This window comes from uncultured Paraglaciecola sp. (assembly GCF_913058035.1).
Lineage (GTDB): Bacteria > Pseudomonadota > Gammaproteobacteria > Enterobacterales > Alteromonadaceae > Paraglaciecola.
The window spans coordinates 1-23,589 of the sequence record NZ_CAJXPA010000068.1 but is presented as its reverse complement, the minus strand read 5'-3'; the positions used below and the strand labels follow the sequence as shown (position 1 = coordinate 23,589).

At 39.2% G+C, this 23,589-nt stretch carries 16 protein-coding genes and 1 pseudogene; 8 read left to right on the top strand and 9 right to left on the bottom strand.

The window, feature by feature from the left end; translation table 11 throughout:
• The first annotated feature begins 657 nt into the window (after nt 1-657).
• From QZ562_RS10715 to QZ562_RS10705, 3 genes and pseudogenes are all read left to right on the top strand, one after another.
• Nucleotides 658-900, top strand: a complete 243-nt coding sequence (locus QZ562_RS10715) for a hypothetical protein (RefSeq protein ID WP_293759767.1) — start codon at nt 658-660, stop codon at nt 898-900.
• Between the two features lie 77 nt (nt 901-977).
• A pseudogene (locus QZ562_RS10710) lies at nt 978-1,292 on the top strand (hypothetical protein); the annotation flags it as partial.
• A gap of 642 nt (nt 1,293-1,934) precedes the next feature.
• Nucleotides 1,935-4,061, top strand: coding sequence for a trypsin-like serine protease (locus tag QZ562_RS10705; protein ID WP_293759765.1), 2,127 nt, complete (start codon nt 1,935-1,937; stop codon nt 4,059-4,061).
• A gap of 787 nt (nt 4,062-4,848) precedes the next feature.
• Here the strand turns inward: QZ562_RS10705 and QZ562_RS10700 are convergent.
• Nucleotides 4,849-6,048, bottom strand: a complete 1,200-nt coding sequence (locus tag QZ562_RS10700) for a GGDEF domain-containing protein (protein ID WP_293759763.1) — start codon at nt 6,046-6,048, stop codon at nt 4,849-4,851.
• Between the two features lie 1,604 nt (nt 6,049-7,652).
• Here QZ562_RS10700 and QZ562_RS10695 point away from each other — a divergent pair.
• From QZ562_RS10695 to QZ562_RS10685, 3 genes are all read left to right on the top strand, one after another.
• Entirely contained in the window at nt 7,653-9,488 is a 1,836-nt protein-coding gene (locus QZ562_RS10695) for a carboxylesterase family protein (RefSeq protein WP_293759761.1), read from the top strand.
• A 255-nt stretch (nt 9,489-9,743) separates the two neighbouring features.
• Nucleotides 9,744-10,058: a DUF1330 domain-containing protein gene (locus QZ562_RS10690; protein WP_293759759.1), complete on the top strand. Its 315-nt coding sequence runs from the start codon at nt 9,744-9,746 to the stop codon at nt 10,056-10,058.
• A gap of 1,177 nt (nt 10,059-11,235) precedes the next feature.
• A complete protein-coding gene (locus QZ562_RS10685; protein ID WP_293759757.1) occupies nt 11,236-12,498 on the top strand; it encodes an MFS transporter in 1,263 nt (420 codons plus the stop codon).
• A 476-nt stretch (nt 12,499-12,974) separates the two neighbouring features.
• Here QZ562_RS10685 and QZ562_RS10680 read toward each other — a convergent pair whose 3' ends face one another.
• The 6 genes from QZ562_RS10680 to QZ562_RS10660 all read right to left on the bottom strand — a co-directional run bounded on the left by QZ562_RS10680 (nt 12,975) and on the right by QZ562_RS10660 (nt 21,586).
• The gene (locus QZ562_RS10680; protein WP_293759755.1) at nt 12,975-13,103 is read right to left on the bottom strand and encodes a substrate-binding domain-containing protein; all 129 of its coding nucleotides are present in this window, start codon (nt 13,101-13,103) and stop codon (nt 12,975-12,977) included.
• A gap of 1,043 nt (nt 13,104-14,146) precedes the next feature.
• Complete coding sequence (locus tag QZ562_RS10675) at nt 14,147-14,947, bottom strand: adenylate/guanylate cyclase domain-containing protein (RefSeq protein ID WP_293759753.1); 801 nt, start codon at nt 14,945-14,947, stop codon at nt 14,147-14,149.
• Between the two features lie 1,050 nt (nt 14,948-15,997).
• Nucleotides 15,998-17,254, bottom strand: a complete 1,257-nt coding sequence (locus QZ562_RS10670; RefSeq protein WP_293759751.1) for a glycosyltransferase — start codon at nt 17,252-17,254, stop codon at nt 15,998-16,000.
• Nucleotides 17,255-17,298: 44 nt separating this feature from the next.
• The gene (locus tag QZ562_RS10665) at nt 17,299-18,309 is read right to left on the bottom strand and encodes an NAD-dependent epimerase/dehydratase family protein (protein WP_293759749.1); all 1,011 of its coding nucleotides are present in this window, start codon (nt 18,307-18,309) and stop codon (nt 17,299-17,301) included.
• Between the two features lie 742 nt (nt 18,310-19,051).
• Complete coding sequence (locus QZ562_RS21265) at nt 19,052-19,285, bottom strand: transposase (protein ID WP_363315349.1); 234 nt, start codon at nt 19,283-19,285, stop codon at nt 19,052-19,054.
• Nucleotides 19,286-19,486: 201 nt separating this feature from the next.
• The gene (locus QZ562_RS10660; RefSeq protein ID WP_293759747.1) at nt 19,487-21,586 is read right to left on the bottom strand and encodes a tetratricopeptide repeat protein; all 2,100 of its coding nucleotides are present in this window, start codon (nt 21,584-21,586) and stop codon (nt 19,487-19,489) included.
• 63 nt (nt 21,587-21,649) lie between these two features.
• On the opposite strand from QZ562_RS10660, the gene QZ562_RS10655 reads away from it, so the two are divergent.
• Together QZ562_RS10655 and QZ562_RS10650 are read left to right on the top strand one after the other, a co-directional pair.
• Nucleotides 21,650-21,823, top strand: a complete 174-nt coding sequence (locus tag QZ562_RS10655) for a hypothetical protein (RefSeq protein ID WP_293759745.1) — start codon at nt 21,650-21,652, stop codon at nt 21,821-21,823.
• 248 nt (nt 21,824-22,071) lie between these two features.
• Nucleotides 22,072-22,482: a hypothetical protein gene (locus tag QZ562_RS10650; RefSeq protein ID WP_293759743.1), complete on the top strand. Its 411-nt coding sequence runs from the start codon at nt 22,072-22,074 to the stop codon at nt 22,480-22,482.
• Between the two features lie 539 nt (nt 22,483-23,021).
• Here QZ562_RS10650 and QZ562_RS10645 read toward each other — a convergent pair.
• Both QZ562_RS10645 and QZ562_RS10640 read right to left on the bottom strand, forming a co-directional pair.
• A complete protein-coding gene (locus tag QZ562_RS10645; protein WP_293759741.1) occupies nt 23,022-23,390 on the bottom strand; it encodes an EamA family transporter in 369 nt (122 codons plus the stop codon).
• A partial coding sequence (locus QZ562_RS10640; RefSeq protein WP_293759739.1) for a hypothetical protein occupies nt 23,387-23,589 on the bottom strand: 203 nt, incomplete at its 5' end. The genes QZ562_RS10645 and QZ562_RS10640, both read right to left, overlap by 4 nt.

The window sequence follows — 23,589 nt, the reverse complement described above, 5'->3', positions numbered from 1 at the left end:
AAATTGACACCAATCTAAATTATTAAAAGTTATCGATTGTTATCAATCATAGCCATTTATTTAAATCTCTGAATAGGGGTCTTAATAATATTCCGATTTGATTCAGTATAAAGTGTGTTTAACATTGAAGGAACAGTAAAAATCAGCAATTAAGTCACCATAAAGGACTCCACTTTACCACCACTCAATCTAAAGTTATTTTAAGCTATCGCGAATATCGGTCGATCCGCAGAGCAGTTGTTTCTAATAAGGTTAGGTTGTTCTAATGAATCCAACAGAAGTTGATGTTAAAACTCACAACAAAATACTATTAAGTCAACTCAGAGTAGTGTGTTCAGGTTGCATCGACACTTTTAAGCGCTAATATGCATGCCCTTATAATGAAATATTGATGTTTCTTTTATGGTGATAAACGATGTCTAGCCTAAAATCATCAATCAATATGTTAAACTCAAATATGCTCAGGTACCAATAGCACTATTTTACTAACGTCAAACGTGTAAGCGGCAGGTGACAATGTCCCAGTAAATGTAATGAATTTTGTCGACGCAAAGACATACGTACAATTCGACCGAGTGATAGCGCGAGCAGGGGGAGTGAACTTATGGGGTCATATACGCTCCCTCCATACCTATAGCTCACCAGCGACTGAGAAGGATGAATAGAAACACCATTTATTGCTCAGTAGTAGTTGATATCAGCAAAGGGGCTACGCTGATGTTACCCGACGCTAGAACGCGTTATATGTCGGTAACAGGAACCGACGAGTATAACTATATCAACAATATCTTTCATGGTTCGGGCGATTTTAAACTGGAATTACTGTGCTTCAAAACGAACTTTGTGATGGTAACGGTAAGATTTTCAGTCGACTCAACGTTTTCAGAAGATATCAAGTAAGCTAACCGTTTACAGAATAATCTTATGATTAACAGTACGACCAGCGGCAACTATATGCGCTCAAATTATGATACGCCTATCCTCAGACTATAGAAAAAGTACCGAATATAATGTATCGCACACTGGCCACCCATATTACTAAAAAAGCAGGCTACAACAAACAAACGGCACAAACCGGTACCGTCAAATTGATCCAACGATTTGAACAGTCCAAAACTGGCGAAGGGCAGGACGCTCGAAGTCATTTCAACATTCATTTTCATGAAACTCATCCCTATGCATCACCACCTTGTGGCACCCGGTGGCTGTGTAAGTAAGCTACCGTGCTGATTTATCATTTGTTCTACCTCGATGGCGTATACAGTGAAGATAACTATGGCAAAACACGTTTCGTTTAGATAGGGTATATCCCTCTTTCCACCCTTCGGTCAACCTATAGTTGTCCAGCCTGTTTATCTGGAATAAACAGCAACAGCTCCGCCGCCCCGCGGGATGGAATCTACCAAGCAGTCGATACCGCATGATAATAACGCCAGCAAAACAAAAAAATGCTAACTTGCACAGCGAATTCTACTCTGCAGGTTTAGGCACAGGAGTGTGTCTAATGAACATCGGTTGGTGCTCCAAAAAATGCTCAGCCACCTGAATAAAAAGTTGACGAAGTCTTCGAATTATTGTCTCCACAAAGTAGAGCACCGTCTCAGATAAGTCTGTTTGAATAAAAGCAGTTCTTCATCACAGACAAAAAACATATTAAAAACTGGTTTGCACAACAGCGGGGGGACGCCTGTTTTGAATTCTGAATTACCTCATAAGAGCTGAATAATAGACGGCAGTTCGCTGATTTTTACTCCCTCAAAGATATAAAAGAGAGGTCAATATGACAAATATGAGGCAAAGTGTATTTTTATTTTATGAAAAATGACATTTTATTTTACCTATACTCCGACTATAGCGGTCTATTACCTTTGTATACGCAACTTAATGTGCCTAAAAGCAGTATAAAATTAGTGAGCAAATCACTTGGAGTATTTATGATGAATAGTTTTTTAAAAATGGTGATTGCCACCGCTTTATTTTTTATATGTGGCTACGCAGTGGCGCTAAAAAGCCCATTAATGCCTGACAACAAAGCAAATAATCAAATTGCTGAAACACGTATTGTGGGGGGCGAAGAAGCCACACAAGAAAACTGGCCTTGGATGACGGCGTACGTAGGCGTTTTCACTAATTTTTTGACATCACTGAATGTCAACAACGTCATTTACGAAACAAGAGCCTTTACGTCTGGTGTTGGTGGTCAAGCCATCGGTGAAATAATTGCTTGTGGAATTGGTGATGCAGTCTGTGCCGATTCAAGCGGTAACGTGTGTCTGATAGAGCGCGGCATAGTAAATTTTTCTGAAAAAGCAGATAACTGTGAGGCTGGTGGCGGTGTCGGTGCCATTATTTATAATAATGAAGAGTTTGGCAATATATCTGGCACATTAGGTGATGAATATACTGGCACTATACCAATTGTTGCAGTGAACCAAAAAGATGGCTTAGCTCTTCTAGAACAAATAGGTAGTATTGCGTCGTTAGCAGTAAGTGAGACTACCGAATTGCAACAAGACGCCTCATGTGGCGCTTCGTTTCTAGGTGATAGATGGGTCCTTACTGCAGCTCACTGTGTGGATACCAAAAACGCCAATCTGCTTAAAATGAATATTGGAGAGTATGATTTATCTGACGGTGCTGAAAACGCTATTGATATCGTCAATATCTATATTCACCCGCAATACGACGCTGATGACTTTAGTAACGATATTGCAATTATAGAACTTGTGTCTTCTGTAGACGTTGTCGGAGTTAAAATAGCGGATCCTGATGTGACAGACCAATATGCCATTGAGAATAGTTTGGCAACCATCGCTGGATGGGGTGGTCGAACAGGTTATGCTCCAAACGAGGGTCCGACGTCAGACTTTCCAGATATATTAAATAAGGTTGACTTACGACTAACGACTAACGCTCAATGCAGAGAAGAACTAGGCAAAAGTTTTGGTATATCCGCAGATAACGTCAGTGTTAGCGACGTAATGATATGTGCAGCCATACCAGAAGGAGGAAGAGGTGCATGTCAAGGAGACAGTGGTGGGCCATTAGTAGTCAATACCAGTTCAGGAGTACAGCAAGTAGGTATCGTTAGTTGGGGTTTTGGCTGTGCAGCAGCTGGCTATCCGGGTGTATATACGCGAGTGTCTGAGTTTAAAGACTGGATATCAACTATAACTGACGGCATAGCCGTCACCCAGCGACACAACTTTGGTTTTGGCCTTGAGGGTGAAGTACAAACGACTGAACTGACTGTGTCTAATAACAGTGAGCTCAATGTTGGCCTCAACTTTGCGTTTTCTGATTCAAGTCACTTTACTCTGGATGCCAGTAACTGTGCCACTTTAGATGCAGGTAACAGTTGTCAGCTCAGCGTAAGTTACCTCCCAGCATTTGCTAACGATGTATCTGCAGAATTGATCATTACCACTGACGACGCTCAAATTAAAAGTAGCAGCGCCATAGTTACTGCGGGTACCACACTAGGTTACGTAGTTGAGCTCGCCACAACAGTAGGCAATGTATCTGATGCAGTCGCCTTGTTTAGTGGCGGTACAAATGGTGCTTCAGCTTGGGTTGCCAGTTCAACTGAAGTAGGAATTGAAAGTTCAACAACAGGTGACATGCAAGACAGTATATTTGTTGCTAAAATCGAAGGCGAAGGTGTACTTACTTTTGACTGGGCAGTATCTTCTGAAGCCAATATTTTAGAAGAAACAGATCCTGACTTTGAGAGATTTGATGCTTTGTTCCTTTACCTGAATGGTGATTTGGTAGATGTTATCGATGGGAATGATGATGAAATAAATTTTACTGAATATAGTCTTGATTTGCCAGAGGGTAGTAATTTAATTAATTGGACATACAGTAAGGATCCCGATGTTTCGGAAGGTGATGACAAAGGGTTTATCCGTAATTTAGTCTTTGCTGCAACAGTAGTAACCCCTTCTCCAGTAGCGGTACTACCGACACCTATTACATCAAACTCGTCAGGTGGAGGTAGTTTAGGATGGATATTACTGTGTTTAGTTGGCTTAGCATTCAGACTCAGAACTAAACCTTAATAGATAACCTGGCTTATAAAAGGCAGGGTAATTAATATTATTTTGCCTTTTTTGTTCAAAATAAAGGCTGCGCGCATTAAAGTCATTGAAACTTAAGAGAGTCATTCATTTATTGCAAGTCGCCCTTTTCCATCTTCGGTGAAGACCATGCCGCACTGGCTAATCAAGCAGTCGTTACCGCATGATAATAACGCTGGCAAAACGAAACAATGCTAAATGAGCATTGCTATAAGGTTAAAAATGGGCGTAAAACACCAGTCGATAATCCGAGCGAAAAGGCTTTAAAGGGTTTAAAACATCGACACCTGTGAGCAATGCAGTGGTGCAGTTAAGATTACGGTGGGTATTGTCAAATCGGCAGGAAAGCCAACTTGCACAGCAAATGTTACCCTGCAGGTCTAGACACAGGAATGTGCCTAATGAACATCAGTTGGTGATCTAAAACTTCTCATTCACCTAAATATAAAAGTTAACGAAGTCGTCGAATTATTGTTTCACAAACTAGAGCGCCGTCTCAGATAAGTCAGTTTGAATAAAAATAGTTCATCATTATAAACAAAAGCCATGTTCAAACCTAGTTTTTCCAAAAGTGAGTGTCGCTTTTCTGCATTTTGGATTACGAAGAAACTGTTGAGTAATGGACGGCAGTTTGCCGACAGTCTCGGCATTATTGATATATAAGGGCTGTCGATATGCAAAATATGAGTTGAGAAGTATTCTCATTTTATAAAAAATGACGTTTTATTTTACTTGTACTTTTACCAACACTCTTAAAAGTATTATAAATTCAACCTATAGTGACCCTATTCCGTCCCTTTTTCTTTGATAAGTACAACGCTTCATCTGCCCGGGTAATAAGTTGATCAATATTCAGGTCATAACTGATTAATTCAGCGACACCAAAACTCATTGTTACACTGAGGCTTTTTTCGTCATCTCCCATTACTAATTCGGAAATTCTTTGACGTAATTTACACGCTAACAAATGAGTATCTCGAACCGTGGTTTGCGGTAATAAAATAATATATTCTTCACCACCAAATCGAGCTAATATATCCGTATTTCGTATACATTCATGTAATCTATTAGCAACAGATTTGATAACTTCATCACCTACAACATGTCCATAGGTGTCATTGACACTTTTAAAAAGATCAATGTCTCCTATTATTACGCTTAGAGGAAGTTTATTTTGTTTTGCGTTAGCAATCGCGTTATCAGCTAATAAAGTAAATGCTCCTCGGTTTAAAATTCCACTGAGTGCATCGTATTTAGCTTCATATTGAAGCCGCTTTGCATATCGAGAAATCTTGGATACCATAGGCCGAAAAATAAATAAGGCTTCAAGAAAAATAGTTAAAATCATGATCCAAAAAACCACATTTTGTGCACTCTGCAATGCTTCAATCCTATTTAACCCCTCTATTTCGTATTGATTGACAACTTCATGTAAGCCATCAAGTAAGGAGTCTCTAGCCAACATAACAAAATCTAAGGAATGAATATCGAATGGCAATTTTTCTACCGAAGGATCGACCGCCAGTGCCCTTTCAATCGATTGGGTAAAAAGCTTTGTGTTTTTATAAACATCGAATGGGGCTGAAAAATATAAAGCATCTAGTTCAGGCGACAAAGATTTTAGCCTATCAATTTTTTTCGTTGTATCCGGGTATCCGATTAATGCAACCTGATTACGGTGCATTTTTTTAATTGCATTATACGCAATGTCATGAGACCTGTTTGAACCCGACACCAAATATTCAATGGTAAAAAAGCTCGCACGCTGAGATAACATTCGCTGTTGACCGCTAATATTGATAATTGTACCGGTCTGACTTTGCTCATCGATAACTCTGCCTAATACCAAGTGTACTATGCTTGATAATATTGCTATCAAGGCGAGTGACATAACATAAGTAAGCGTCATATATTTACTAGGATTTTTTATTTCATAAGACACACTACTGGCACTAGAATTCGGCTGCAAAGTTTGCTGCACCTTTTATATTAATTATTTTATATAAATTATTAATTGCTCGATATTTTGAGCATTGAGACGGTCTTAAATGTGTTTACAAATGTCATTCTATCTCAAACTACACGTATTAAATAGTAACCGACACTTATTAATAATAGATAGTAACTACATTTGAACTATATTTGAACTACATTTGAGCTATATTTGAACTGTATTTGAACTATATTAAACTATCTTGAGCTTGATTATGATTTATTTTTGGGATGTTGCTTCTCTATAATCAGCGATTATTCTTAACAATTAATTTACAGGACTTTTTGTTATGGGCATGCATTACTTGCAACAAGGGGCATTACTATCAGTTATGAAATCATCAGAAATTTATTTCATAACATGCACAAAGTAGAGTGCCGCCTCCGATAAATCTGTTTGAATAAAAATAACTCATCATTATAAACAAAAGCCATGTTCAAACCTAGTTTTCCAAATGTGAGTGTCGCTTTTCCGTATTTTGAATTACAAGTTAACTGTTGAGTAATGGACGGCAGTTCGCCGACAATCTTGGCATTATCGATATATAAGGGTTGTTGATATGCAAAATATGAGGTGAGAAGTATTCTAATTTTATAAAAAATGACGTGTATTTTACTTACTCTCGTGTTTTGTTGTTGCTAGATAATTACCCAAAGTAAATAGTCAAGTATTGGTAATAATACTCAATCTACTTTTCGTTGTGTTTAACGGCATTTTTATCACGTAGCTTTGTTATGTTTTAAGTCAGGTAGGTAAAGTACAAATGTAAAAACGTACACAAGACAATAAATTAGGACTTAAAAACAATTTACTATTTTTCATACCTCAAAATGTTATCAAACAATTCTAATTATTTTATTTAGGCGTTATATCCTAATTAAGAGCAGGAAATACAGATAAATGTTGAAATAGTCGACCACTGGATTGAAAACTAATATCGTAATGGTCAGCGGTGTTGATGTTTTGTTTTCGAGATTCAACAGTACAATGTGACTTCTTAAAACTCTGGGTGTTTTATGTTAAAAAGCTAAAAATATCGGATGTTATTACTAAATGATGCTCTAGAAGTTTCTAAAATCATGTCTAAATTTAATGTCGGTAAATTGAACGAAATTGGAAGACTAATAAAATTTAATATTCTTCTGATCCTTCTTTTAACCATGGTTATGGCAACAGTCTGAAGCAGATCTATTGGGTTATTTGTAATTGCCATTCGAATCTTTTTTTAGTGATGGAAGTTTCAAAATACTTAACTGGAATGGGCAGCATAAAAATCAATTTTTAAACTGAATTTTACTGGTTTTTTGCAAAATAATATTGCCGAAACACTATTATCGTACCACTACAATCTAATAAAGAGTGGTAGTTACTTTGCTTCAGCATATAAAATTTGTGTAGCTCTGCTATATCTTCTATCTTGGACTTTATGTTATTTCAACAAACTTAACCGCGTATGTTTTTGGGCTCGCATATGAGATTCTATTGTTTATAAGACTGTAATAATGTTGAACGTATGGATCGTGCTGTGTTTATAATAAACCTTCCTGATCGTAGTCCATCACATTAACAAGAATTTTATTATGAAAAAGCTAGTTTGCATTTGTAGCGTCGTACTTATTATTATATCGCTGTCATCTTATGGTTTCTTTAATGCTTCAGAACCACTCAATGTTCGTCTTACAGAACACAACATAAACACCTCATCTGGTATCACTCAGGGCCAATCTTTTCCCATTTCTGGAACAGTAATCAGTTGGTTTGACATTCCCTATGCACAGCCTCCAGTTGGTGACTTACGCTGGCGGGCTCCACGGCCTTTAAGTACACCCAATAAAATCATCGTCGATAAACCTGTCACAGCTTGTGTTCAAGAAGCTTCTGATTACGGGGGGATTGCTGGGGAAGGCATCGTGGGTAAAGAAGATTGTTTATATCTTGATATTCGTGCTCCAAAGGACTTTGTAGATAAAAACTACCCAGTGATGGTCTGGATCCATGGGGGTGGCAATATTAACGGTCACAAGGATTACTACAATTATAGTAATTTAGTTGCTGAAAAAAATGTCATTGTGGTGGCGATTAATTACCGTCTTGGAGCACTTGGTTGGTTTAACCATCCAGCTATTCAGGGGTTGCAAGAGGGTTTTGACAAAAGCTCAAACTTTGGCAGCTTAGACATTATTGAGGCCTTAAAGTGGGTGCAAAGCAATATTACTGCGTTTGGCGGCAACCCCGATAATGTCACCATTTTTGGTGAATCTGCTGGTGCCCATAACGTTTACACCATGCTGGCAACGCCCTTATCTAAGGGGCTGTTTCACAAGGCCATTGCACAATCCGGTTACACCATCAGCAACAGTTTAGAGAATGCCTATGATCATCAGGATGAAAATGCCTATGTCACTCAGGGTTCATGGCGTATGGTTGAAAATCTGCTATCCGCTCAGGAAGACCAAAGTCAGACATTAAAGACGCCAGAGCAACTTCGTACCATTTTAAAAAGTGTCAGCGCAGTGTCTTTAATGGCACAGTATGCTGACAAGCCCGGTATCATTGACTATCAACCACTGACAACTAACGACGGCATTGTTATACCCAAAGAGGGCCTTGCAAGTGCTTTAAGCAACCCCCTTTATGCAAAAAATGTCCCTGTTATATCAGGGGCTAACAAAGACGAGGTCACTCTTTGGCTGGGCTTACATCGCTATTTTATGAGCACCCGCTATCTATTTAGTAAATGGTTGCCCCCAATTGTTTCAATCAAAGATCCTCAACTGTTTAACTTTTGGGTGCGGGTGCGCTCACAGGCTTGGAAAGCGCGTGGGGTCGATGAGCCTCTGGATGCCCTTGAGCGGGCAGGTTATAAAAATCTTTTCGCTTATCGCTTTGACTGGGATCATCAGGCTTCTTCCTTTTTTATTGATTTTCCCAATATCCTTGGCGCTGCACATGGCACCGATATCTCATTTATCAGTGGTGATTATAAGTACGGACCAATTACAAGCTATATTTACCCGGAAGGGGAAGCCCGCGAACAAATGAACCGAACATTTATGAATATTTGGGGTGATTTTGCAGCATCAGGAACGCCAGATACATCTCTTGGATTTGATTGGCAAGCGTACACCAGTGTTAAAAAATCTTATCTGCGCTTGGATAAAGATGAGCTACTTGCCTTAAATTTTGAATCAGAGACGTTGACGAGTGTACTGGCAAAAATTGCTGCGAACACTCATGCTGATCCAATTGAAAAATGCCTCATGGTTTGGGAAACCCTCATTAATGTCGGTGACCGAGATATTCCCCGCTACAAATCCTGGAATAATAGCCAATGTGTGAACTTTGATGCGCGCAAGGCACAGGAAAATATAGCCGTAGAGCTAATAAAGGAATTTGGCGGCACATCTGTGATTTAAGTGGTTTTTTAATGCGTGTACTTTGTGGGGATTTATTTCAAATTATTTTTTGCAAGTGCTCGCTGGCTCGCTATCTTTACTTTCTTAATTCTTATATTTTTTTATAAGGTGTTTGAATCAGGTGTTTGAATATTGTTTAAATACAACAAACTGTTTGACGCAGTTATCAGATAATAATGCTGGTAATGAACGTTATGCACAACCAGATACCATGAATTACGCATATTAAATTTTAGTCTATAAAAGGAGAGTGATATGAGTGATGTACCAGTCTATATGGTAGTAAATCTGACGATTGAAAATAGTGATGAATATCGAAAATATGAAAAAGGTTTTTTTGGCATATTAAAAAAGTATGGTGGATCATTTGTCGCTTATGATGATGATACTGCACATTTTGAGGGCAGCTCACCAAGGGAAGGCCGAATGATTATTTTCAGCTTCCCCTCAGAAGAGATGGCCAAAAGTTGGTATGCAGACGCCGAATATCAAGCTTTGTCAGAGTATCGTCGTGCGGGAACACATTTGAAATTTCTATCCATGGTTCGTGGGGTTCCACCTCGTCAGTGATCTGCCAAGAGGTATGACAAGAGGTATGACAATGCCAAGTAATATCTTTGTTGGCGGCTTTAATCTTTGGTTAGGAATTCAATTTCAAATACAAGATTAAAGTGAGGTGGGAGCGTCGTGCCAACTTGGTTGTCTCAATAAGTTAATAGTGTGGGTATGCGTAACCCACGTTTATCGCTCACTTCCAACTTTTTTGAGCCTAGTACCCAACCTCGAGTAACGAGTTTATTGCTCATTAAGATTCAAAAAGGGGCATTCTTTTTACATGACGAGTCAAACCCTGTGCCGTTTTCAAGTCAATCGACATAATGAGTGGTGTTTAAGATAACGCGCTCGGCTGTTTCACTTGTGGCTTTGACTAAACCTTTAATTCCATATTCTTGCTGTATATTTAATTTTCTAAATTCAGTGTGATTGGATGTATATTCTGTAATGAATAGAGCAGGTAAAATGCTAGAAAATATCAATTTATCCCGTATTGATCAGACATCAACAATGTTGACAAAATCTCCATTTTTAAAAAGTAGCTCAATAGTTGCTATATTCTTAGTTTAAAAGTACCCAAAAAACCAGCGACAGTCGACACCGTATGACAATAACACCGGCCTTAACAAATAAGGCTAAACAAGCATTGCTGACAGGGCATCAGAAGCACGGGCACAAAAATAGCAATTGATGGCTTAAGCGTAAAGACTTAAACGGATTTTTGGAAAAGAAATAGAAATCTGTGAGCAATGCGCTGGTGTAATCAGAGTGAACGCTGTCCTACAGGATCAGGCACAGGGGTGAGTCTAACGAACGTTCGTTGGTGACTCAAAAGAAACTCATCCACCTGAATACAAATAATGAAGAATGCGTCGAATTATCGCCCACACACAGTAGGGCGCCGCCTTAGATAAGTCTGTTTGAATAGAAGCAGTTCATCATCATAAACAAAAGCAATACTTAAAACGGGTTATCCCAACAGTGTTAAGCGCGTGTCTTGAATTCTAAATCACATGGAAACAGCTGAGTAATAGATGAAAAATAACCGACTTTCGCTTTCTTAAGAATATAAAGTAAATGCCAATATGGAAAAAATGAATCATTGTAGATCGATTTCATGAAAAATGACGTTCTAGTTTATTCATACTCTTAAACAGCATCGGGAATACCGCACAGTGCGAAAGGTGATTTCATGATTAGAATGCTGTCTAGTGTCTGGGCCCTTCTGCTTGGTATTGTATTTATAATGCTCGGCAATGGAATGCACTTTACCCTGATTGGTCTGCGTGGTGGGATAGAGGGCTTTTCGTCTACAGAATTAGCTATCATCACATCTGGCTATTTTTTAGGCTTCCTATCTGGCGCGCGACTTACCCCCTTGATGATACAGCGGGTTGGTCATGTGCGCGTTTTTGCGGCGCTCGGCAGCTTGATGTCTACAGGACTGATCGCTCTACCGTTGCTGACAGAACCTTGGGCTTGGACAGTGCTAAGGGTGTTGGTTGGGTTTTGCATGTCGGGGATCTATGTCGCTGCGGAAAGTTGGCTAAACGCTGCCGCCACTAATGAAACACGTGGTAAGGTACTGTCCGCTTATATGATAGCGCAGACGCTGGGTATCATCGGGGCACAGGGTCTTCTGACGTTGGGCGATGCGGCGACTTCGGCACTATTTATTGTGGCCTCAATTCTTGTGTCGATTTCATTTGCACCAATTCTACTGACAGTCTCAGCGATCCCAGTGGTAGAAGTGGCGCGTCCTATGCCGTTACGAAGCCTTTTTACAAGCTCGCCGCTGGGAACCGTGGGTATTTTCTTACTCGGCAGCGTTTACGCGACGCAATCAGGCATGGGGGCAGTCTTTGGCTCCCAGATAGGGATGAGCGTAAACCAAATCGCGTTATTTGTAGCAATGTTATTCGCTGGCGCGCTGGTGCTGCAATACCCGATTGGATGGCTGTCGGATAGGATGGATAGACGCATACTGATCTTTGGATTGGCCTTTCTGGGGGTTTTATCGTGCCTGCTGGGCTGGTCGTTCGGTGATACGTTATGGCCATTGATGGCAGCTGCATTCTTTGCCGGTGGGGTTACAACGCCGCTATATGCTCTTCTTGTGGCCTACTCGAACGATTCTCTTTCCGCCGTTGATATGCCCGCTGCATCTGGAGGGCTTGTTTTTACTTTTGGGTTGGGTGCTATCGCTGGCCCGCTGGTCACAGGCTGGGCAATGCAACGGCTTGACCCCTACGCTTTCTGGTTGGTACTTGGAGCAACTTTTTGCGCTATCGGGCTTTACGCACTCTACCGTATGACACAGCGCGCAATGGTCCCCGTGAACGAAACTGATAGCTACCTAAATATCCTTCCCACTGCGTCGACTGTTGCTGTGGAGGCTGCGGGCGAATGGGCGGTCGAAAACGCAGAGGCAGAACGCGACGACGGTGAGATTTGACGTTACCAGCTTGGGCTGAATTATTCCATTTGTTCCAAGAGTGATGAGAGACCACTTTTGAGTGCTTGGAAGGAGGTCGAAAGGGCCTGAAAGCCATAGATATTTCACGCCCCACAAAAGAATGTCTAGATATTCTTGACGATGTGGTTTTTGTTGCCGCTTTGGTGAGGTAGTCCAAGTTCACATCCTACTCCGACACATCGAGCTAACAGATGGTGGCCTGATAAAAAACTCGTTTTGCATAAACTAGAATTATCTGAGTAATACTGAGTGTAGCGTGATTATCGTTGTCGAGGTTGTGCTACGTTTAATATCTGCTACTTGCTCACTTGTTTTGACAACAACCATCAGGTGTTGAGGTGGCAAGACGTGCCGGCATAACAACACCGACATCCCTAAGTGGCGAGACCCAGGAGCACTGTCGCCGATGGCGTTCGAAAGGTCCACGCTGTGGCGACCTCTCTTTGTTTTACCATTTAGTCCAGCATGCTGGTGGCGCGACGACTCATCTCTCGTTGCGGTACGTCAACTGTGGTCAAGTCTGGATCAGCTAGTCGCACAATCTTTGTATCATCGAATCCGGCAATAGAGATGTATTGTGGCACCGTTAGCCTTTACTTTTCGCCGCCTTAGATAAGTGCGTTTGAAAAAAGCAATTCATCAGCAAATGTAATATTCAAAACTGGTTTGTACAACAGTGAGAGGAACTTGCTTTGAATTATGTGTAAATGGTTGATTAATGATTGAAAAATAGCTGACTTTCATTCCTTCAAGGATGTAAAAGGCTGGAAAATGAAAAGTATGAAGCACCGTATATTTTATTGTATGAAAGTTGATAAATTATTTACCTCAACTCGACCTTGTCCATATGCAGTAAGCCAATTTATTTGAATGATTATCCGACATAAAAGTTGATCGTCGCCTACACCTTAGTCAAATAAATAGAGTCGTAAACTGGCGCTCAACAAAATGTATATAAGTCGTTATGAAAGTTATTAATACAATACTGTGAAGGCACATTAAGGTATATCAATAGACCACTATTGAGATACAACCTGCTCCTAAGTTGGCAGAATTACTTCTACGTTCGTCTAAACGTTTAGGCAGAATTGCCTATGGTATGCTGGGCTAAGAATACACCGAAACAATTAGGAAAATGCTATATTCAGAATTGACTTGTTTGACCAAACCCACTTTCACTGAAACTGCCTTTTCACTATTGGAACAATGCAAGTTGCATATATTTAACCTTATTGCTGAATACCTAACAGAATTCGTAAATACTAAAGTATATCTCAGTGGGTTTGGTGAAAATATGGTGGAAGTGGACATCAAAAACAAATCAGTTTAATCGATATTTGTTGATTAAATTGAGTTTCACATTCTGTACGCCATTTATTTTTTGCTGTATTTATGTAATTAATATCAAAGCTTGAAATCCCCGTTGTTTATGTAGTTAAAAGAAAATATAGAGACTACAAAATAGAATATATTGTCTCGAAACCCAGCAGAGGTCTAGATGTATAGCAATAATTTATTCGCTATCGTGCATAACGTTTAATTTTTGTTACAAAGAATCCAGTCATTCTTGTGAAGACCGCTTTACCATATAAGCTGATGTTGTAGACAAACATTGCAATTAATTAAACTAATGAAATTTACAGGTAGCTGGAGGCTTAGATTGTTTTAACATCGACTGAGAAAAAAACAATTCATCCTTCTTTTTGGGTTGCAAAAGTCTCTCGATTGAAGATGCCACCGGTGCGAGTTTTCCAAAATCACAAACAGTGCATTTGCGGATTTCGTAGTCCTCGAAATATGAGGTGGTTTCGGTCTCACTGTCGCAATTGGGGCAAACATCATGTCTGGGCTTGTTGTATAATTTTGGCGTCGCATGAATAAGGTTAAACTGTTCTCCCTCGTAGCCTTTTATATGATTGTGTGTCACTTTTGGAGTCAGCTTAAAGTTCGTTATCGCCCCTTGTATTCCGAGATAGAAACCTTGATCGGCACAGATTGAATTAGTTTCTGCAAGGCTACAAAAACGTGATGCCAAATTAACAGTGTCACCCATCGCCGTGTAGTGGCCAAACTCTTTGCATGGAAAATAACCCAGCGAAGCAAATCCTGTTTGAACACCAATGCAAATATTAAATGAACTGCGCCAATCCTTCTTATAGAACATGTCTTTCTTTTCTCTCATCTCAAGAATACTGTAGGCAGCGTTGATAACACTTCTTTGACTGTCTTTGCCATCGCAAAAAGCCATTAATCCATCACCTAAGTAAGCACCAACTTTGACATGGTGTTCGGCGAGAATGAGGCTGACTTCTGTTAAAAAATCAGCCATGATGTCTATTACCTTTTGGTAATCTAGGCGTGATGTTTTATAGCTAGAATCTTGAATATCTACAAAAATACAGGTAATTTCTTGACGAATATGTTCCATTTCATGACCCTCTAGGCAAAATATTGTGTTGTAAATAGTCCCAACTTTTGGATTAGTAAAGTTATAAAATCATTTCTGATAAACTTATATTTTCATTTCATCCACTATCTATAACTAAGTAAAATAAAAATGACACAACTAAATAATTGGTAAATATAATTCACAACATTGCACTTTATGTGCCACAAATTAATTATTCATATTTATCAATTGTTTGAATTTTTTTAATGACTCACGCTAATCAGTATTGTAAAAAAAATCGACACAAATATGTATGTTTCATCCGTTGTGTATTGTCAAAATCAACGTCACTTCTTACAAGTCAAATGTTGCCTTTTATTTACACCTCTTATGTCCCCATGAGTGAAATTTAGCAAATTCTCGTATCTTTCTTCACTTTTTGCGCAACATTAAAAATTTAACTAATCGTCTCTTGTTCTTGTCAAAAGAAGTGAAGGCGATTATGTTTTTTATGATGATGAAAGTGCATTTATTCACACGGACTAATCTGAGGTTAAACTCTAATTTTTGGAGGATAAAATTTTTAAAATGACATCATTTTAAAAATTAGGTATTTGCATGCTCTCTTTATGACGTATGAAGGCACTTGTAGAGAATTAAAAAACACTACGTTACTTCATAAAATATGAATATTGTAAGGCACGCTAAGAAAGATGGTATTAGTGTCACCAAAGGAAAAAAAATTAAAGACTTACAACGGGAGCTTTAACCCACTTAAATTTTTCAATCCGGCTGCAAAGGATAGAGTAAAGAATATCTGCGCAGACGGATCGCAATATTATCGGTTTTGAGGAATACCTCAAATATAAAGTAGAACAGGATGTCTTGGTAAATACTGTATTTTGTAATTCGCGAGTATTGAGGATTGTAGATGACGCTGTTTAAGTGAACCACGACTACAGGGAAATGCAACGTTCTTTTGGCAATAGAGTTCGTTGAGTCGTTTTAGAAACGATAAGTTCTATTTTAGAATTGTCAGTTATTTTAATAGTCAGTTTACCCAATTACTTGCTAAGGGCTAGCTTAATATCAAAGGGCCGAGTCTGAGGTATCCCCAATATGATTATAATCCACTAACAGTTCTTCAAAACTATAAGCTTTGTTCCCTTCAAATTGTAATAACCAATGCGCAGCAAAATTGTCTTCACTAAAATATTTTTTTATAAGGGCTGTTTGAGCTGCTAAATTTTGGAGCTCGCTATTTTTTTCAGATATATTATTTAGCGATTCTACTATGGCGCTTTTAGTTAATGCCTTAAGTTTCCAACCGATATTAAATGTATCGACCATGTATTTAAACCAATGGTAATTAGGAACTAAAACTGGCACGTCGCATTTGACTGCCCTCAATATGATACCAGACGGACAAAAATGTCCAGAATATGGAGTACAGACTAAATCGGAAGCACAAGTTACCATTGTCAATTCTTCATCACTTAAATATCTGTCAATAATAAATATTCGTTTGTTCTGAAATGCTTGAGATTTTTTAATGTATTCGTCTATGTCTGTACTTAACTTCCCAGCTATTAATAAACAAACATTTCTGTTTAGCTTCTTGTCAGACAAGGCATTGATTAATATTGGGCAGTTTTTTCTAGGATGGCTACTAATAGAGCCACTGATACTCACCAAAAAAACATCATCAGGTATGCCCAAATAACCCCTAGCCGTGATCTTATCTACAACTGGTATTTTATCTATTGGATCAGGTATTAATGTAAATACTTTTTGCAATTTTCGGGAGCTGTTTTCTAACTCGGTAAAAGCATAATTATCGATTGTTTTTATGGCATCTTCAGAATGTAAAGATAGCAATGACTTTCTGATGATATTATTTATTTGGATTTTAATGGTGGGTTTAGCATGGTTAAGACCGGTACTTATCATCCCAAATTTAATGGCTGCTGTGTTTTTTAAAGCTTGATGATTGAGTACCCTAAAGATAGGCCATAAAAAAGGTATTTGAGAGCAATTCATTGCTAAAACTGCATCATAATGGTGATTATTACACAAGACGGAGTCCCTTAAGACAACACATTCACGCCAGCTGTTGAGTAATAGATTGTTAGTGTGTTTACACGTATGTTGGATTATTTCCACATGATTTAAATACGGCAAAATATGTGTGTTGTATGAGTCGCCATTAATACAATTTTTTGGAAGGACGAGGGTGATTCTATATCCTATATCTAGCATCGCTTTGATGACAATATTAAAATGAACCAAATTGTGACCCGTGCCAAATATAGTAAATAACAACACAGACGTTTGATTGTTTTTCATTGGGTGTTCCTCAACAATAATATCTAAATTTGCTGAAATGGCACTTATCTAATGTAGTGTTTTTCGTTGTTAACTTGTTCGTTAATCCAGCAATAGGTTTTTTCTAGGCCTATTATTAATGGTTGTGACACTGACCATCGCATTTTTTCTTTATAGAGCCTATTGTCTGAGTTTCTCCCTCTAACCCCCTCGGGACAAATGAATCCGTACTTGTCGATAAATGCTTGGCCTTGTATATTCTGAATGGTTAAGTCTTTTCCAGAAATATTAATCACCATCCGGGCTAACTCGTTAATAGACACCATTTCTTGGGATCCAATGTTAACGGGACCTAAAAAATCCGATTCCATAAATTTTAAAACCGCTTCAATACATTCATCAATATATAAGAATGAGCGTGTTTGCAGTCCATCGCCCCATACTTCAATGGTGTTGCTTGATTCTGCTGTTTTTCTACTAATTGCTGCAGGTACTTTCTCTTTACCTCCAGACCAGGTCCCCATCGGTCCGAAGATATTATGGAAACGAGCAATCCTTACATCTATGCCATAATTTTTGTAAAACGCTAAGTATAGTCTTTCAGAAAATAATTTTTCCCACCCATACTCAGAGTCAGGACTTGCAGGGTAAGCCGATGATTCTTCACAGTTGGGGTTATTCGGGTCTAATTGATTCTGTTCCGGATAGACACAGGCCGAAGACGAGTAAAACACTTTTTTTACTCGCTTCTTAGTGCATTCATGTATTACGTTAAGGTTGATTAACGATGAGTTGTGCATGACATTTGCGTCATTATCGCCTGTAAATAGATACCCCGCTCCCCCCATATCTGCTGCAAGTTGATATACTTCATTAGTTTCTGCGCTGATTACGCTGGACACTATTGCAGGATTTCTTAAGTCGCCAACAATAAATTCGTCACAAATTATGGATGTGTCCCAATATTCATGATTTTTGAGATCACATACAGTCACATGGTTTCCATCATTTTTTAATCTTTTGGCTAGGTGGCCTCCGATGAATCCCCCTCCACCTAATACCACTACTTTTTTCATAATACTGAGTCAACCTTGTTCAAAAATGATACCAGCAGTTTTGACGTTATCAATCATATTAAGTTAGTTTAAAACTATGTTTATGAATTAAGGTATTCGTGATTTTCACTGCTTATATTTCTAATATATAACAATAATTTTTGTTTTATTGATCTTTTCAAAGACAGGATACTTTGTGCCCACTAATAAATATATTAAGCAATGAAAGGCCTACGACAAGTCAATTAAAGGAATAAATACGTGGACATATTTGGACGCCCCTTAGATGTCGTCATATTATTTGCTCCTTTGTGCTGATTTTAAGGACAAGGACTGTTTTAACCTTTTTTTACCGCTAGTCTGTTATTCTGGAGGCAGTTTAAAGTAGCTTAATTCTGACATATATTCAGGTCCTTTAGTTGTGTTGATTTTATCAACACAAGCCTCTGACGAACTCCGGTCAGAGTTCAAAGTGCCGCAAACTGCTTACCTTATCGCCTTTAAAACACAACCACACGGATAGATAATTCTCATTATAGCTTGTCTTTGATAAGCTAGGGCAGGGCGTTTTAATATCATGTTCTGACTAAGTATGTTGGGTGAAAAGTGTTATTCCCAGTCTTGCCTTCCACAACACCTACACAGGCTTGGAGCCTTTGTATCGGATGGAATTGAGCAAAGCTGGAATAACGCAAACAGTTTCATGTAACGCGCTGACTCATAAAGAAACGGGTATCACGTAATCGTGTTCTTGGCGAAAGAGTCATATCCAAATTAACCAAGCTAGGCCATGTGTAACGGCTACTTCGTTAAAAGGTTTGGTGATTCGAAGCTTAGTCGCCCACAAGGCTAATGTGCCGGTACTTTTGGATGCTTGGCTAACGAAATCTTTCGAACCGTGTACTAATTGTTTACGTAAATAACGGTCTCCGCGTTTGGTTATGTCGCCTATCTTATTAATATTACCTGATGCATATTGTTTAGGCGCTAGACCTATTCAAAGTGGGCAGATTCAAATCAAAGATGGCAATAAATTAACATGACTCCTAGGTAAAAAATAATACCCTCGCAGAGTAGTTGATATAGGCCCCAACAAAATACCCTTGAATTGAACAGCGGCAAAGCGATACCCACCATCAAGCGAAATTAACAGCCACTAAGGATGGGTGTCTTTATCATTTTGTTATTTAAACAAACCTTAACCAGTAAAAATTTTTGCAGGCAGCAGTTGGATAAAACGCTCGTTTTCCTTGAGGATTTGTAAGTCGGGGTCTGCTGCAATGAACTGCCGGTAAACTCCCTCAAGTTTCACCGCCTCTTCCAGCAGCGTCAGAGCGGCTTTAGACTTATCCACTTTCAAAAACACGAGGGCTTGTAGATAAAGCACTTCCGGATGCCTTTGCGACTGGTTAACAGCAAGCTCAAGTAATTCTATGGCCTCTTTAAATCGATCCAAGTGAGCATAATATACTCCCAGTGCACCGCGAGTTGACCAATCTTCGCTGTTGATCTTTAGGTTATCTAGGGCTAGCCCGGCGGCACGTTCATAAGCTGAACGCGACTCTGACTCTTTACCCGGAATGAAACGATAGCTCTCTGCCAAACGACCTAAGACCCGATGGTCATCGGGTGCATATTCGAGAGCCAGTTTCTGCATCTTCACCGCTGCATCAAATTGGCCAAGGTAATAATAGAAACTACCGATATTGGTATAGGCTAATCGGGAAGGCTTTAATTGAAGGGAACGTTCGTAGGCTACTAGGGCTTTTTGCATATCCCCTAGCATATAATATACGGCACCTTTTGCGGCAAAATTGCCTGCCACATCTGGAGTTAAGCGAGTGACTATTTCATAGGCTTTCGCTGAGTCACTATAACGTTCGACTACATAATAGAAATTCGCTAGAGCCTCATGTGCTTTCCAATAGTTTCTTTTAAGGTCTACCGCGCGCAAAAAAGCAGCCTCGGCTTCATCGACTTTGTTCTGTGCACTGAGAACTTCCCCGAGTTCGATATAGGCGTCAGGTGACGTTGGCGCTATCCTAATGACTGAATTTAACTCATTAACTGCTTTTTGATACCAACCTCTATATCTGTAGAGTCGACCAAGGACGACCTGAATATCGCTACTAAGACTATTGCTGAGTCTTTTTGCCTGATCGCAGGCCTCCTCGGCTGACTCAAAGTCATCAGGATCATTGGAAATTTGATAAAGTCTCAGGTCAGCTGCGCAAATACCTGCATATGCCTTTGCATATGATTGATCAATCTTCAGTGCTTGGTTGAAAAGTTTCTTGGCGGTCATCATCACATCTGCGTCCTGAGAGCTGTGCAGCTTCTCGCGCCCTTGCAAATAAAATATATAAGCTTCAATATTTTCAGCCGGTGTTTCCTGAAGGATACTTTCTGAATCTAAGGAAAGCGAAATTTTCAACTCGTTCACAACCGCAGCTGCAATTTCCAGTTGGATAGCGAATATACTATCTAATTTCCGATCATAAGACTTACTCCACTCATGATATCCTTCAACACCATCAATAAGTTGCACTGTTACGCGAATTCGATCACCTTCGCGCCGAACACTACCCTCTAGGATATGTTTGACGTTCAAAAGCTTGGCGATCTCGCGAATATTTAGCTGTTTTTCGCGAAACCTAAAGGATGAAGTTCTAGCGGCAACATTCATCTCTTTCATCGCCGCTAAAAAGTTCAAAATTTCTTCTGCTAGACCTGCTGAAAAGTAGTCGGAATCGGTATGCCCATCGAATGTTCTGAAGGCCATCACTGCGATAGAGTTGACCGGATACTCGGAAGTTTTAGTTTCAGTCACAGTTTCAGTCACAGTCTTTGACGACTTCGGGAGCTGCCCAAGTAAGTAAATAATCAGTGCACCGGTACCTGCTGTCACTAACACGCACAGCAATATAGCGAAAAGTTGACTGGATTTTTTTTGCTTTATTGGGCTTTCGGTGTCGCCTCGCCACAAAGGTAAATCAAACATTATGCCCTGCTGTTTAAAATCAACCAGCCATGTTAGGAAAATAACAGCAGGAAAGCATGCAACTATCGCGACTATCAATACCTGAATACCCCACTCAGGTAGCCCCAAAGGTTCAAATGTTTGCCCTGCAACCTGCAATATCAACCAGCCCACTACTGCGTAGGTAATAACTACAGGCACCACTTTGCGACGGCGGGTCTCTGCTACAAGTTGACCTAAAAAGTGTGGTAAGTTGATTGTTGCCTCCTTCTTTTGTCCGAAATATAAAGGAATGCTATGAATTTGAGATTGACTCATGGCATTTTAAAAAATGCCAGTATAAGCTCAGAGTGTCTGTGAATCCAGACAGAGGAACAGGTAATGCCAAAATTAACAACACAGAACAAGATAATTAAAACAAACAACCCGTCAAAAAATATTAATCGACAAAATATCCAATTTAGCAAACCTGATACCCGAGTGGGTAACCCTGATAAGCCTGATACCCGTGACAGCAACCCTGGTACTATTTTAGGTATGTTCGAGACTAAATAAGGCCAACCAGTATAGGTTAATCTGAAGGGTTGGAATACTGACTCATTTTTCTAAAATCAACTATTTGTAAAGAGCATGAGCTGCTAGACAAGCTTGGTATGCCCACAAAATACGCCGTGGGTAAACTAAGTGATCTTCCCAATAGTAAAAGGAAATTTAAAAAGAAGTGTAAAAAGAAGTGTAAAAGGGGTCGTAGTCAATTTAAATCATAGGTTTCTCGTCAGTCTGTGAAATTTTAGATAGCAAAAATGGATATTGCTTATATAAGCTATCAGGCAATTCTTGTTGATAATCCATACTATTCAACGTGGGGTGATGCACCGTCATTCGTCGCAGAGATTAACCTCAAAATTTACAATTCACCCATCTTAAAAATAATGCCTGCAAAGAGTAATATAAGCTGTCGCGCAAAATACTCTTGGATTGAAAAGTGGCAAAGCGATACCCACCATCAAGCGACAATAGCAGCGACTTATCCAAAAAACAGAAAAAAACCAGAGCTAGGATATATAGTGTTGAATCGCCGAAAGCAGGGTAAGGATTATCAAGGCATCAAAACTAATTCTGACGCAACTTTTAAGATCGAAGTTGACAAAGGTCGCTATGATCCTAGCCATCCAATTAGTAATAGTAACTACCATAGACGTTGCACTGATTAAAACAAACCATTGATATTTGAGGATATACTTATTGCTAGCAATGGAAAAAGCCGTCACCACAAATATAGAAGTTGACTTTAACATAAATGTTTCAGGGAACGCCCCAAAGAATAAGACAGATGAACATACGGAGGCCAACAGCATAAATTGAAAGGCATCAATTTCTTAAATTTAGTAACTTTAATGTAAAATAATACTAGCCATAAACTTGTATAGGTTGGGATAAACAATTTTGAGGCTGTTTGTTATTCTAATCTGGATTTGATCTGGATTTGTTTAGAATAAAATAATGGGATGAGTAACCAGTAAGAACAAGGGGTGAACACTTGTCAGGTAATGGTTACTCCCTCCTATCTGTCATGTTAGGGAAGACACGAGTAGTATCAGCCTGAAACCAGAAGTTATCTCCTTCAACAAGCGCTTCATGAGAAATTTGATTGCTCCGTGTCTGAGAGTCAGTAAATGCACGTATACATAAGGAAATGATAATAAATAAGTCAGACTTAAAGTTCTGAGCAAGAACCATTGAATACATCATATTACTGAGAAATCAGTAATACACCGAGAAGTACCAATGATGTGCCAAGCACTTTAGTCAGAGTTAATGGTTCATTTAAAAACCAATGAGCAAACATCATAGTACCTATGAAGCCGATACCCACGAACGGATAGGCCTTACTAACATCTATTTTGGAAAGGACAAGTAGCCAAACACCTGCACTTGAAACATAAGCTGCTAACCCTCCAAGAACAGAGATATTAGTGAAAATAGTAATAACCGCATTTAATGCATCAAGCTCTAATGCCGTTTGAACATTGCTATTAGACATTCCGTGTTTAAGTAATATCTGGGCAACAACTGATAGAAATACGCTGGTGAGAATGAATGAAAGTATCAGTAAATTCATAATACTTGTGCAAGTAAAGTGATAAACCCAATAAATCCAATCGTCACATAACTCCCCTTATCTTTTAATGAAAAAACAATAGGATCGTCATGCATTAAACCTCTGTGGGTTTTGATCCACATTCGCATATTCCAATAACACAGAGCCGGTACAGCTAACCATAGAAGAATTGGTTCTTGATATTGGTCTACTAATACAT

What these genes read in the sequence shown, in the direction of transcription:
- QZ562_RS10715 (WP_293759767.1), top strand. Translation starts at nt 658, where the DNA reads ATGAATAGAAACACCATTTATTGCTCAGTAGTAGTTGATATCAGCAAA.
- QZ562_RS10650 (WP_293759743.1), top strand. Translation starts at nt 22,072, where the DNA reads ATGGATATTGCTTATATAAGCTATCAGGCAATTCTTGTTGATAATCCA.
- QZ562_RS10690 (WP_293759759.1), top strand. Translation starts at nt 9,744, where the DNA reads ATGAGTGATGTACCAGTCTATATGGTAGTAAATCTGACGATTGAAAAT.
- QZ562_RS10685 (WP_293759757.1), top strand. Translation starts at nt 11,236, where the DNA reads ATGATTAGAATGCTGTCTAGTGTCTGGGCCCTTCTGCTTGGTATTGTA.
- QZ562_RS10675 (WP_293759753.1), bottom strand. Translation starts at nt 14,947, where the DNA reads ATGGAACATATTCGTCAAGAAATTACCTGTATTTTTGTAGATATTCAA.
- QZ562_RS10665 (WP_293759749.1), bottom strand. Translation starts at nt 18,309, where the DNA reads ATGAAAAAAGTAGTGGTATTAGGTGGAGGGGGATTCATCGGAGGCCAC.
- QZ562_RS10655 (WP_293759745.1), top strand. Translation starts at nt 21,650, where the DNA reads ATGCCAAAATTAACAACACAGAACAAGATAATTAAAACAAACAACCCG.
- QZ562_RS10660 (WP_293759747.1), bottom strand. Translation starts at nt 21,586, where the DNA reads ATGAGTCAATCTCAAATTCATAGCATTCCTTTATATTTCGGACAAAAG.
- QZ562_RS10705 (WP_293759765.1), top strand. Translation starts at nt 1,935, where the DNA reads ATGATGAATAGTTTTTTAAAAATGGTGATTGCCACCGCTTTATTTTTT.
- QZ562_RS10645 (WP_293759741.1), bottom strand. Translation starts at nt 23,390, where the DNA reads ATGAATTTACTGATACTTTCATTCATTCTCACCAGCGTATTTCTATCA.
- QZ562_RS10670 (WP_293759751.1), bottom strand. Translation starts at nt 17,254, where the DNA reads ATGAAAAACAATCAAACGTCTGTGTTGTTATTTACTATATTTGGCACG.
- QZ562_RS10695 (WP_293759761.1), top strand. Translation starts at nt 7,653, where the DNA reads ATGAAAAAGCTAGTTTGCATTTGTAGCGTCGTACTTATTATTATATCG.